Below are 12,291 nucleotides of genomic sequence, written 5' to 3' on the forward strand. Positions count from 1 at the left end.
AAAAAACGCCCAGGTCGGTGACCTGGGCGCCTTGCCACATAGCGTAAGTACTTAACGCTTAGAGAATTGCGGGCGACGACGTGCTTTACGCAGGCCGACTTTCTTACGCTCGACTTGACGGGCGTCACGCGTTACGTAGCCAGCGGCACGCAGCGTAGGACGCAGATCTTCATTGTAGTTCATCAGGGCACGTGTAATGCCGTGACGAATCGCGCCTGCCTGTGAAGAGTTACCACCACCGGCAACAGTGACAAAAATGTCGAACTGGCTCAGCGTTTCAGTCAACTCAAGCGGCTGACGAACAACCATACGACCCGTTACACGACCGAAATAAAGGTCTAGGTCTTGGCTGTTGACAGTGATTTTGCCAGAGCCCGGCTTCATAAACACGCGAGCGGTGGAAGTCTTGCGGCGCCCGGTACCGTAATACTGCTGTGTCATGGCGAAGATTTCCTCAGATGTCTAGTTCAAGCGGCTGTTGGGCAGCGTGCGGATGCTCGGCACCAGCGTACACTTTTAACTTAGTGTACATGGCGCGACCCAAAGGACCTTTCGGCAACATGCCTTTTACGGCTGACTCAATGATGCGCTCGGGCGCATGATCAAGCATCTTGTCGAATGTCATAGAGCGCAGACCGCCCGGGTAACCAGTGTGGCGGTAATAGGTTTTAGCCTTCGCCTTGTTGCCGGTCACATGGACTTTCTCTGCGTTGATCACGACGATATAGTCGCCGGTATCAACGTGAGGGGTAAATTCGGGCTTATGCTTGCCGCGCAGGCGACGAGCAATCTCGGTGGCCAGGCGACCGAGCGTTTTGTCCTTAGCGTCGACAACATACCAGTCGCGCTGGACGGACTGCGGCTTAGCACTGAACGTCTTCATGGATAAAATCACCAGATTAAATGTATTGGGTGACTCACACCGTTACACGGCGAAGCACCATCCCTATTCTTTTTGGTTGCCTGCATTCACAGGCAACATGTGTAGCGAGGCGGCATTCTACAGCAAGGATAGCGGCAAGTTAAGCGACATCGTGACTTTTTTACTAAACAGTTAGGCACAGGTTATGTTTAAGGCTTGTGAGGTAAGCCGAGATACTCACGTGACTGCATCTCTTGCAAGCGCGAAAGCGTTCGCTGGAACTCAAACGTTAGCTTTCCATCCCGGTAAAGCTCCTCAATCGGCCCCTCGGCCGACATCAGTAACTTCACGCCTCGATCATAAAACTCATCGACCATATTAATAAAGCGCCGCGCTTGATCATCTTTTTTGGCATCCATATAGGTGACATTGGACACCACCACCGTATGAAACTCCCGAGCCAACTCAATATAGTCATTTTGGCTGCGCGGCCCATCGCAAAGTTCTAGAAACTCAAACCACGCAACATCTTCATGCAAGCGGCGTGTTTTAAGCACACGATGATTAACCTCAAGCGGTGCATCCACCTCCCCTTCATGACCTGCAATTTCTCGAAAACTACGCGCAAGCTCCTGCTCGGCCTCTTCATCCAAAGGGGAGTGAAAAATAGCGGCGCGCTCTAAAGCACGTAATCGATAATCCACCCCCGAATCAACATTAACCACCTCGCAGTGACGGTTAACGAGCTCTATGGCTGGCAAAAAGCGCGCTCGCTGCAGCCCATCTTTATACAAGTCATCAGGCACGATGTTTGACGTTGCCACCAACACTACCCCGCGCTCAAACAACGCTTCCAACAGGTTGGCGAGAATCATCGCATCGGTAATATCTTTAACAAAAAACTCATCGAAGCAGATCACTCTGGCCTCAGTGGCAAACTTCCCAGCGATCAACGTCAGCGGATTTTTCTCTCCTTTATAATGCGTCAGCTCATTATGAACCCGCTGCATAAAACGGTGAAAGTGGGTGCGCACTTTATCAGGAAACGGCAATGCTTCATAAAAGGTATCCACTAGATAGGTTTTGCCGCGCCCCACGCCACCCCAAAAGTAGAGCCCTTTAACCCGAGGCAGAACAGGCTTACTAGCGGATGAGGCTTTTTTACCCATCAAGCCTGCCACCTTTGCCTTAAACCCCTTATGGGCCACCAACGCTTTAGGCATGGTTGTCGGCGCAGCCACAAGTTCATCGTATAGGCGCTGAAGATGGCACACAGCCTCTTCCTGGGCCGGATCATATTGAAAATCATCGCGCTCTAAATCAGCACGGTAGCGCTCCATAGGCGTTGCAGGGCGCGTGATAGATTGCGCCTCACCCGCAGATTTTGATGACATGCACTTGCCTCCTACAGCAGGTAATGCAGGACCCAGCATGAGCACTGGCAACCCTAAGAAGGGTGTGATTATACCTATAGAGGCATGTTAACGCATGAGTGGATTGACCCAACCGGCAGACTGACGCCTATAATGGCAGCCTGTTTCATTCATAAGCTGCTGACGAATGCAGCCGCTGTTATATAAGGCGCCAGGGAGAACACTGTGGACCCAAGCTCATCATTAACCTTTGCTATTATTGGTCTTGTCGTCGGCTTTATTGCTGGCATGGGCTGTTACCGTCTATTCAGCAAAAGCCAACGGCAAGCAGCAGCCATGCGGCAAAAACTACTCGAACGCGAACACCAAATTGCTGAAATGAAGAGCAGCGTAGGCAGCCATTTAAGTGGCATTTACCAACGACTCGGCAACATACGCGATGAAGCCAACCAGTTAGAGCAACAGCTCAAAGAAGACGCGGCGGAATGGAATATTCGTGATGCTGCCATTCAGCCCAGCCTTGACTTTAGCGGCTCTCACTCTGCCAAAACGTCGCCTTCCACTGATCAGACGTCCGCCCCCGCCATCCCGCGTGATTACGCAGACGGCAAAGGTGGCACACTATCTGAAGACTTTGGCTTGAAGGGCAGTCAGGCAGCCACGCCCCAACCACCGCGCTACTGATCAAACCATTCCGATCAAAAAGCTATAGTGGTCATAAAGCATGCTGCGAGCGCTTTTCAAACGTCGCAGCATTATTGCCCCTTAAAACTCCCTACTAACATATGAGCCATACAGGCATATGAGCCATACAGGGCTTTTAAGTGATTAAGCGGGATTATCGATATCAACAAAACGGTGTTCCACGCCGTACTCATCTGCCAACCACTCCCCCATCGCCTGAATGCCATAGCGTTCAGTAGCATGATGACCGGCGGCAATATAATGAATGCCCATTTCTCGAGCTAGATGGGTAGTCCGCTCCGAAATCTCCCCCGACACAAACACTTGTGCACCCGCTTCAAAAGCGTCCGTTATCATGTCTTGCGCGCCTCCTGTGCACCAGGCGATACGCTCGATTTCTCCCACGCCAGGTGCCTCAATCACCAATGGCTCTCGCCGCAGCGTTTGAGCAATTTGCTCTGCTAGCACCTGAAGCGTTTGCGGCTGAGTTAAACGCCCTGCCCATAGCAACCCTTCGCCTAGCTCACCATCGATACAGCCCTCCACCTTCCAACCCAAAAGCCTAGCCAGCTCTGCGTTATTACCCATTTCTGCGTGCGCATCCAGCGGCAAGTGATAGGCCAGTAAGTTAATATCATGGTCAAGCAACGTTTTAATTCGTTTTTGTTTCATACCGGTGATTGCAACCGGCTCGTTTTTCCAAAAATAACCATGATGAACTAACACCATGTCCGCCTGCCATGTAACCGCTTCGTCGAGCAGTGCCTGGCATGCCGTCACACCAGTCATCACACGCTGAACCTGGTCACACCCGGCTACCTGTAAGCCATTAATGGTGAAATCCTTAAATTGCCCCGCACGCAACTGATGGTCACAGGCTGCCACTAATTGATCTCGCTGAATCATGCCGACTCCTTTAAAGATTTAACTGCACCCGTGAGGAACTTGCTAAGAAAGTGTTACCATTAAAACGATTGTAAAACTCGTCTTCATTTATCGCGAATGGCGAGCCCAACACCCGCTAAGGAATTTTTTGCATGCGACGCTACGTGCTGCCTTATCTCTGGCCTGTCATCACTGGCGTGCTACTCGCTATTTTGGTCTTACTCTTACTTCCTGAGCAATTACCTAACCCGTTTAGAGAGCCACCTACACAGGCGACTTCACCGACCGTCGCGACCCCGCCTATTGCGCTGAACCCAGTGCCTAACCGCCCCGCCCCAGAGGTACATCAAGCAGCACCGCTGTCGCGCAACCAAGGGCCCGCCAGCTACTCGCATGCAGTTGAGCAAGCGGCACCCGCGGTGGTCAACATCTACTCTTCACGCATTGTTGAGCGTGATCAGCACCCATTGATGTCTGATCCCTTTTTCCAGCAGTTTTTCGATGACCAAGGTAGTGACGCCACTACTCATCATCGCATGCTATCCAGCCTCGGTTCTGGTGTTATTGTCAGCGATGACGGTTATGTGCTGACCAATCATCACGTCATCAATGGCGCAGACGAGATCCAAGTTGCCTTACGCGATGGCCGCGAGACGCTGGCTGAAGTTATCGGCACTGACCCTGAGAGCGACCTGGCAGTATTACGCATTGATCTTGACGATCTTCCGGTCATCGAACTGACCGACTCCGCCGATGTAGCGGTAGGTGATGTTGCGCTAGCCATTGGCAACCCTTTCGGGGTCGGGCAAACCGTTACCATGGGCATTATTAGTGCCACGGGTCGCAATCATTTAGGGCTTAATGCCTACGAAGATTTTATCCAAACAGATGCCGCCATTAATCCAGGCAACTCAGGCGGTGCCCTGGTTAACCCAGAGGGCGCACTGGTCGGAATCAACACGGCGATCTTCTCACGCTCAGGTGGGTCACAGGGTATTGGCTTCGCCATCCCCGCCAACCTTGCTCACAGCATACTTGATGAGCTTGTTACCCAAGGCCGTGTCATCCGTGGCTGGTTAGGCATTGAGGCTCAGGCACTATCACGGGAGCTAGCCGCCTCCTTCGGGCTACAAACGCCTCAAGGGGTTATCATTGCAGGTGTTGTTAGCGATGGCCCTGCAGCAAAAGCAGGCTTAGAGCCTGGCGATGTACTTCTCGCGGTGGATGGTCAGCCTATATTGGATGCTCGCGCCACCATGAGCGAGATCGCCTCCATTCCGCCCGGCACATCACTTCCGCTCACCATTGTACGCAGTGGCGAGCGAATGAATATGACGTTAGAGGTAGGAGAGCGCCCTCTTCCTGCGGTTACCAATGATGAAGAGCTCCCTCGTCCACGCGGCTCGTAACGTTTTTCAGCCGCGCGGACAAATAGAGCTTAAAACAAAGGCGGCGCACCAAGCATTAATCGAGAATACGGTACTCGGCGGAACGGGCATGAGCAGTGAGCGATTCGCCTCGTGCCAATACGGAGGCAATTTTTCCCAACTCAGAAGCTCCCTCTGCAGAGCAGTGAATAATCGATGAGCGCTTCTGGAAATCATACACGCCCAATGGCGAAGAGAAGCGCGCCGTTCCAGAGGTAGGAAGCACGTGATTGGGCCCGGCACAGTAATCACCTAACGCTTCAGCGGTGTAGCGGCCCATAAAGATTGCCCCAGCGTGACGAATATCGTCCAGCCAAGTTTCCGGTGCTGATACCGAAAGCTCCAGGTGTTCAGGAGCAATACGGTTAATCAACACAATGGCCTCTTGGGCATCCTGACAGTGGATCAACGCCCCCCGTCGCCGCAACGACTCACGCACTATCGCTTCGCGCTCTAAGCTAGGCAGCAGCCGCTCAATCGCCGCTTCGACCGCATCAAGATGCTCCGCATCCCAGCTTACCAATATCGCCTGGGCATCTTCATCGTGCTCAGCCTGGGAAAATAGATCCATTGCCAACCATTCAGGATCCGTTTGACCGTCCGACACCACCATAATTTCCGAGGGGCCGGCAATCATGTCGATACCCACTTGGCCAAAGACGGCCCGCTTGGCAGTGGCCACATAAATGTTGCCTGGCCCGACAATCTTGTCGACCCTAGGGACACTTTCAGTGCCGTAAGCGAGTGCTGCTATGGCCTGGGCACCACCAATGGTGAAGACATAATCGACCCCTGCCAAGTGGGCGGCCGCCAGCACCAGCTCATTCAACACGCCGTCCGGGGTAGGCACTACCATAACTATTTCCCGCACACCTGCTACATGCGCGGGAATCGCATTCATCAATACCGACGATGGGTAAGCTGCCTTGCCGCCAGGAACATAAATACCGGCACGATCAAGCGGCGTTACTTTTTGCCCTAGTACGGTGCCATCAGCCTCTTCATACTGCCAAGAGTTCGGCTTCTGGCGCTCATGATAACGTTTGATCCGCTCCGCGGCGCTAGAGAGCGCCTCACGCTGTTCGGCAGGTAAGTTATCAAAGGCGTGTTTCAACTGCGCGGGCATGAGCTGTAGTTCGTCCATGCCCGACACCGACAATCGATCAAAGCGATTAGTGGCTTCGATGACTGCCGCGTCGCCGCGCTGCTTGACGCTAGCAAGAATCTCCTCGACCCGCGTCTGCACCGCCTTATCAGACACTCCCTCCCAGTCCAGAAGTGTGTCCAGCCGATGATTAAAATCGGCATTGCTAGTCGATAGGCGTGCAATCGTATCAGAGTACTGATGGCTGACGGCGGTACTGCTTGTAGGGTTGCTCATAGATTACCTCGTATCACTCGGCAAACTGTGCCTGACGCTTTTTCACCGCGCTTTCCAGACGAGCCAATAAAGGCTTAATACGATCATGTTTCATGGTCATCGCCGCTTTATTAACTACTAATCGCGTGCTGATATGGGCAATTAGCTCACGCGGCTCCATACCGTTTGCACGCAAGGTATTGCCCGTATCAACAATATCAACAATTTCATCGGCCAGGTTCATCAATGGCGCTAGCTCCATTGCCCCGTAGAGCTTGATCACCTCAGCCTGAATGCCCTGTTCGGCGTAATAGCGGCGCGCCACATTGACAAACTTAGTGGCCACACGGCGTCTGGCGAGTGCTGGCAACTGGCCGGTGACCCCTGCGGTCATCAATTTGCAGCAGGCGATCTCCAGGTCCAGCGGCTCATAAAGCCCTTCGGCACCGTGTTCAAGCAGTACGTCTTTTCCCGCCACCCCTAAATCGGCAGCACCTAGTTGAACGTACGTGGGCACATCAGTGGCGCGGATGATGACGAATTTAACGTCCGGTAAGTTGGTATCGAACAATAGCTTGCGGCTTTTAGCCAAATCTTCGATAGGCGTAATACCTGCGTCGGCAAGTAGCGGCAGTGTTTCATCGAGAATACGGCCCTTCGAGAGGGCCAAAATCAGTTGCTTACTCATCGTTTAGCCCGTCGTTATTAGCATGCAAAAACTTAGTCGCATGGCTTAGCCGGGAATACGGCGAATACGCGCACCCAGCAGCTGCATTTTTTCTTCAATACACTCGTAGCCACGATCAATGTGATAAATCCTATCTACCAGTGTCTCGCCTTCAGCCATCATCGCTGCTATCACCAGGGAAGCGGAGGCGCGTAGGTCGGTCGCCATTACCGGTGCACCGGAAAGCGTCTCCACCCCTTCAATCAAGGCGGTGTTACCTTCCAGTACAATATTGGCGCCCATGCGGTTGAGTTCTTGAACGTGCATAAAGCGGTTTTCAAAAATGGTCTCAACCACCCGGGAATGCCCCACCGCCACGGCGTTCATAGCGACAAACTGAGCCTGCATATCGGTTGGGAATGCCGGATAAGGTGCAGTGCGAATATTCACCGCTTTGGGACGCTTGCCCCGCATGTCCAAGGCAATCCAATCATCGCCAGTGGTGATTTCGGCGCCAGCTTCTTCAAGCTTAGCGATCACCGCATCCAAAATATCTGCACGGGTACGGGTAACTTTCACACGGCCACCGGTCATTGCTGCGGCTACCAGAAAAGTACCCGTTTCGATCCGATCAGGCATGACATTGTGTTCGCAGCCATGCAATTTCTCGACACCTTCGATGGTAATGGTGTCGGTGCCGTGACCGGTTATCTTTGCGCCCATTTTGATCAGGCACTCAGCCAAGTCGACAATTTCAGGTTCGCGTGCCGCATTTTCCAGGATGGTTTTGCCATCGGCCAATGTCGCCGCCATCAGCAGGTTTTCGGTGCCGGTTACCGTGACGGTATCGAAATAGATGGTCGCTCCTTTCAGACGACCATCAACACGGGCACGAATATAACCCGCCTCAACGCGAATCTCCGCCCCCATAGCTTCCAGGCCACGAATATGCAGATCTACCGGGCGTGAGCCAATGGCACAGCCGCCAGGCAGTGATACATCTGCTTTGCCAAAATGGGCAAGCAGAGGCCCCAATACTAGGATCGAAGCACGCATCTTCTTCACTAGTTCATAAGGCGCGTGGCAATGAGTCACCTGGGAGCCATCTAACTGAATCGTCAGCTTCTCTCCCATTACTGGCTCAACGCCCATACGACCAAGCAACTCCAAGGTCGTGGTAATGTCTTGCAGGTGTGGCAAATTACCAATCACCACGGGGCCATCCGACAGCAGGCTGGCACAAAGAATGGGCAGCGCTGCATTTTTAGCACCACTTACCCACACTTCACCGTCTACCGAGCCGTTGCCGGTAATAATTAATTTATCCATGGGGCGGCCGTTATTGAACGTTTTCCGACGCAGTTTGCCACTGCGTCGGGGTAAACGTTTTGATGCTAATAGCGTGGAGAGCGCCAGATGCGATTTCATCGCTTAACGCGGAGTAGACCAATTGCTGACGCTTAACCGGAGAGAGACCTTCAAAGGCATCGCCAACCGCAATCACCTGAAAATTACAGCCTTCACCCTGGATATGGAACTGACATCCATCGATGCGGGATTCAAGCAGTGCTTTTACTTCGTTGGGTTGCATGGCGCAGAGAACTCCTTTTGAGTCGTCATTATCAATAAATGTAAATAGGTCGCCATAATAAAGAAAAGCAGCGCACTTGGCGATCATGCCAAGCTATTAAACCCTCAGCTAAACCACCAATGCAGACGCGGGATGGTCAATTAAGTTATCTAGCTCAGCCAACGACGCAAGCCGCCGAAGGGGTGCTGAAAAGTGAATAGCTTGAACATCAATGTCACGCGTTTGGCAGGCACGCAGCCATTCAAACAGCACGCTAATGGCAACACTGCTGGCTTTGTTTACCTGATTGAAATCAAATATGACCGATGTATGCTCCGTGGCCTGAAGCCATTTAACGCCAATGGCGGCCAAATCGGCCGCCAGCGTTACATTTACATCACCAACTACGAATAAGACAGCGTCTTCAACATTCAAGCTAACGCTGGGGTGTGTAAACAGCGCTGTCACGCATCGCCTCCCTGCTCTAGCTCTTCAACACCTACTTCAGGCGACCAGCCATTAATCACTGCATCATAATCGCGATTATTGTCACGCATGGCTTGATCAAACTGATTGCGGAACGTTAACCCCAGATTAATACCGTTAACGATGACATTAACAACACGCCATTCCCCATCAGAAAGCCTCAAGCTATAGCTAACGGGATAGACCTGCCCATTATTGGCGACAACTTCCATCGCTACACTAGCCTGGTCATCATGGCGCTGTGCTTGCTGAGCATCTAGTACGCGTAGCTCATCATAATCAAACGTCACTAACCCTCGCGTATAGGTATCAATAAGGGTTTGACGGAACACATCCGCAAAACGGCTGCGCTGCTCAGGCGTGGCATTGCGGAAATAGCTGCCCATGACACTGGCACCGATGTAACGAAAATCTGCCACTTGATCAAGATTGCTGTCGACCAATGCTTCAAGTTCGCTAAGATTATTAGCATAATAATCTTCACGACCCTCAAGGTCGGCCATTAGTGACTCAACGTTTTCACGAATCAAGGCCTCGGGGGTTTGCGACTGCGCTTGGGCCTGGATAGGCACCCAAAGCATGACCACTGCAGCTGCTGCAAAAAACCGACGACCAAACACGCTACTAATTCCTTTCATCACCTTTATCTCCTAACGCTTTATCGTATGGACAGCGTTTAATTGCTTGCCATATTGGACACAAATTGCTGAATAAGTTCTTCTAGCACCAGCGCTGACTGCGTATCACGGATAGTGTCGCCCGCTGCCAACATCTCAGGATCACCGCCCACGCTGAGCCCGATGTACTGCTCACCTAACAACCCTGCGGTAAGAATAGAGGCCGTGGAGTCTCTGGAAAGCTGTCCTTCTAGTTCACTGTTCAAGCTCAATACCACCCGCGCATCGTACCACTCTGCATCTAGCTCGATGGCTTCCACCCGACCAACGGTGACACCGGCCATGGTGACCCGAGCGCGAGGTTTTAAACCGCCAATATTGGCAAAATTAGCCTCCAGCTGAAACGACTGCGAAGGCGCGGAGAGTGTCAGCCCACTAACGCGCAAGCCGAGGAAAACAACCCCCAAGATGCCAGCAATCATAAACAAGCCAACACCGAACTCCATGGTTTTACTGCGTCTCATGAAACTGCTCCACCCATCAAAGGCCGCCGAACATAACGGCAGTCAGTACAAAATCAAGCCCCAGAACTGCAAGCGACGAATACACTACTGTGCGCGTTGTAGCGCGGGAGATACCTTCAGACGTTGGCACTAGGTCATAGCCCTGGAATACTGCGATCCATGTGACTACCACGGCGAACACCACGCTTTTAATCATGCCGTTGCCGACATCGTTGATAAAATCCACGTTTGCCTGCATGTTGCTCCAGTAGGAGCCTTCAAATACGCCTAGCCACTCAACGCCAACTAAATAACCGCCCCATATACCGACCACGCTAAAACCCACGGTCAAAATAGGCAGCGCTACAAAACCAGCCCAAAGCCTTGGAGCCACGACGCGACGCAGTGGATCAACACCAATCATTTCCATACTGGTAAGCTGCTCGGTGGCCTTCATCAAGCCAATCTCAGCGGTCAGTGCAGAGCCCGCACGCCCGGCAAACAGCAACGCCGCCACCACCGGTGCAAGTTCGCGCAAAAGCGAAAGCGCCACCATTTGACCAAGCGCCTGCTCGGCGCCAAAGTCCACCAGTATGGTGTACCCCTGAAGCGCCAGCACCATGCCAATAAACAGCCCTGACACGAGCACAATGGCCAACGACAGCACGCCGACAAAATGCATCTGCTGTAGCCACAGTCGCCAACCCTCTCGGGATGGGAAGCCAATCGCGGACTGAGCCAGAAAGACACCGGCGCGCCCTAGCGCTTCCATTAAATCGCATCCACGACGCCCCAATCGGGTAATACGTGCGATGCCGCTTGAAAATTTTGACTGCATTTACCCTGCCCTGTATTTACCCTGCTTTAGTCCATTTAGCCTGACGTTGACACTCTGGCATCACCTAAAATGTCGCGATAAAATGCCTCTGCGGGGTAGTGAAATGGTACCGGACCGTCTGGCTCACCATGAATAAACTGACTTACCCGCGGATCCTGATTGATATCCAGTGTCTGCGGCGTACCGTGAGCCACCACCTGACCATCAGCGATTAGATAGAGGTAGTCTGCAATACTCAATGTTTCCTTAATATCGTGTGAAACCACCACCGACGTCAGCTGCAGCGCTTGATTAAGGCGTTTAATCAGTTGAACCAATACCCCCATCGAGATAGGGTCCTGACCGACAAACGGCTCATCATATAAAATCAGTTCAGGGTCGAGGGCCATAGCGCGCGCTAAAGCCACCCGGCGAGCCATGCCCCCCGACAGCTCGGCGGGGGTTAATTCACGCGCACCGCGTAGACCCACGGCCTGAAGTTTTAGCAATACTAAATCGCGCACCATGGTGTCGGGCAGATCTGTGTGCACGCGCAGCGGAAACGCAACATTTTCGAAGACATCTAAGTCGGAGAAAAGCGCACCACTCTGAAACAGCATCCCCATTCGCTTACGCAACGTAAATAGCGCTTTTCGGGAGAGGCGGTGCACATCTTGCCCATCGATTAAAATTCGCCCTCTATCAGGCACTAACTGTCCGCCAATCAACTTGAGGAGCGTGGTTTTACCCGTACCGCTAGGCCCCATGATCGCCGTCACTTTTCCCCGCGGTATTGTCATATTCACGCCGCGGAAAATATCGTGATCTCCACGTGAAAAATAGAGGTCTTCGATTTCAATAAAAGGAGCATCTGTCATAGATCAGTTGACTCTTAGCGGGTGCAGCCGGGGCTCATTATATTACCCTATTTACTATCGCCGCAGTTAAAAAACAGCGTTTCTAAAACATTATCGAACAACGTACTATAACTCTACTAGACACCCCAGAGCGAACGGGTGTTCCTGCTAATATAAAAAACA

The 12,291-nt window shown here is 52.4% G+C and carries 15 protein-coding genes; 2 read left to right on the forward strand and 13 right to left on the reverse strand.

The genetic code is table 11. The annotated features are described in order from the left end of the window. Window positions 1-51 precede the first annotated feature (51 nt). From rpsI to zapE, 3 genes are all read right to left on the reverse strand, one after another. On the reverse strand, window positions 52-441 hold the full coding sequence (rpsI, locus tag ACQKE4_RS05170; protein WP_290837382.1) for a 30S ribosomal protein S9: 390 nt from the start codon (window positions 439-441) through the stop codon (window positions 52-54). 13 nt (window positions 442-454) lie between these two features. Next, window positions 455-883 carry a 50S ribosomal protein L13 gene (rplM, locus tag ACQKE4_RS05175; protein WP_008958668.1) on the reverse strand — a complete coding sequence of 143 codons (429 nt, stop codon included), beginning with the start codon at window positions 881-883 and terminating at the stop codon, window positions 455-457. A gap of 188 nt (window positions 884-1,071) precedes the next feature. Continuing rightward, window positions 1,072-2,256, reverse strand: coding sequence for a cell division protein ZapE (gene zapE / locus ACQKE4_RS05180; RefSeq protein WP_427387210.1), 1,185 nt, complete (start codon window positions 2,254-2,256; stop codon window positions 1,072-1,074). A 204-nt stretch (window positions 2,257-2,460) separates the two neighbouring features. Between zapE and ACQKE4_RS05185 the strand changes: the two genes are divergently transcribed. Further along, complete coding sequence (locus ACQKE4_RS05185) at window positions 2,461-2,919, forward strand: YhcB family protein (protein ID WP_427387211.1); 459 nt, start codon at window positions 2,461-2,463, stop codon at window positions 2,917-2,919. Between the two features lie 144 nt (window positions 2,920-3,063). Here the strand turns inward: ACQKE4_RS05185 and ACQKE4_RS05190 are convergent, their stop codons facing one another. Further along, complete coding sequence (locus ACQKE4_RS05190) at window positions 3,064-3,825, reverse strand: Nif3-like dinuclear metal center hexameric protein (RefSeq protein WP_427387212.1); 762 nt, start codon at window positions 3,823-3,825, stop codon at window positions 3,064-3,066. 131 nt (window positions 3,826-3,956) lie between these two features. On the opposite strand from ACQKE4_RS05190, the gene ACQKE4_RS05195 reads away from it, so the two are divergent. Further along, window positions 3,957-5,213: a Do family serine endopeptidase gene (locus tag ACQKE4_RS05195; protein ID WP_427387213.1), complete on the forward strand. Its 1,257-nt coding sequence runs from the start codon at window positions 3,957-3,959 to the stop codon at window positions 5,211-5,213. A gap of 55 nt (window positions 5,214-5,268) precedes the next feature. On the opposite strand, the gene hisD is transcribed toward ACQKE4_RS05195, so the two are convergent. The 9 genes from hisD to ACQKE4_RS05240 all read right to left on the reverse strand — a co-directional run bounded on the left by hisD (window position 5,269) and on the right by ACQKE4_RS05240 (window position 12,129). Next, window positions 5,269-6,612, reverse strand: a complete 1,344-nt coding sequence (gene hisD / locus ACQKE4_RS05200) for a histidinol dehydrogenase (RefSeq protein WP_427387214.1) — start codon at window positions 6,610-6,612, stop codon at window positions 5,269-5,271. Between the two features lie 13 nt (window positions 6,613-6,625). Next, entirely contained in the window at window positions 6,626-7,279 is a 654-nt protein-coding gene (gene hisG / locus ACQKE4_RS05205) for an ATP phosphoribosyltransferase (RefSeq protein WP_427387215.1), read from the reverse strand. Window positions 7,280-7,324: 45 nt separating this feature from the next. Then, complete coding sequence (gene murA / locus ACQKE4_RS05210) at window positions 7,325-8,587, reverse strand: UDP-N-acetylglucosamine 1-carboxyvinyltransferase (protein ID WP_427387216.1); 1,263 nt, start codon at window positions 8,585-8,587, stop codon at window positions 7,325-7,327. A 10-nt stretch (window positions 8,588-8,597) separates the two neighbouring features. Further along, entirely contained in the window at window positions 8,598-8,849 is a 252-nt protein-coding gene (locus tag ACQKE4_RS05215) for a BolA family protein (RefSeq protein ID WP_427387217.1), read from the reverse strand. A gap of 108 nt (window positions 8,850-8,957) precedes the next feature. Beyond that, entirely contained in the window at window positions 8,958-9,296 is a 339-nt protein-coding gene (locus ACQKE4_RS05220) for an STAS domain-containing protein (RefSeq protein ID WP_427387218.1), read from the reverse strand. After that, window positions 9,293-9,895, reverse strand: a complete 603-nt coding sequence (locus ACQKE4_RS05225; protein ID WP_427387290.1) for an MlaC/ttg2D family ABC transporter substrate-binding protein — start codon at window positions 9,893-9,895, stop codon at window positions 9,293-9,295. The genes ACQKE4_RS05220 and ACQKE4_RS05225 overlap by 4 nt, the downstream gene beginning before the upstream one ends. A gap of 95 nt (window positions 9,896-9,990) precedes the next feature. Further along, a complete protein-coding gene (mlaD, locus tag ACQKE4_RS05230) occupies window positions 9,991-10,455 on the reverse strand; it encodes an outer membrane lipid asymmetry maintenance protein MlaD (RefSeq protein WP_427387219.1) in 465 nt (154 codons plus the stop codon). Window positions 10,456-10,471: 16 nt separating this feature from the next. Further along, on the reverse strand, window positions 10,472-11,272 hold the full coding sequence (gene mlaE, locus ACQKE4_RS05235; RefSeq protein WP_427387220.1) for a lipid asymmetry maintenance ABC transporter permease subunit MlaE: 801 nt from the start codon (window positions 11,270-11,272) through the stop codon (window positions 10,472-10,474). A gap of 35 nt (window positions 11,273-11,307) precedes the next feature. Then, window positions 11,308-12,129: an ATP-binding cassette domain-containing protein gene (locus ACQKE4_RS05240; protein ID WP_427387221.1), complete on the reverse strand. Its 822-nt coding sequence runs from the start codon at window positions 12,127-12,129 to the stop codon at window positions 11,308-11,310. Window positions 12,130-12,291: the final 162 nt, after the last annotated feature.

It is taken from the genome of Halomonas sp. NPDC076908, assembly GCF_050269715.1.
GTDB lineage: Bacteria > Pseudomonadota > Gammaproteobacteria > Pseudomonadales > Halomonadaceae > Vreelandella.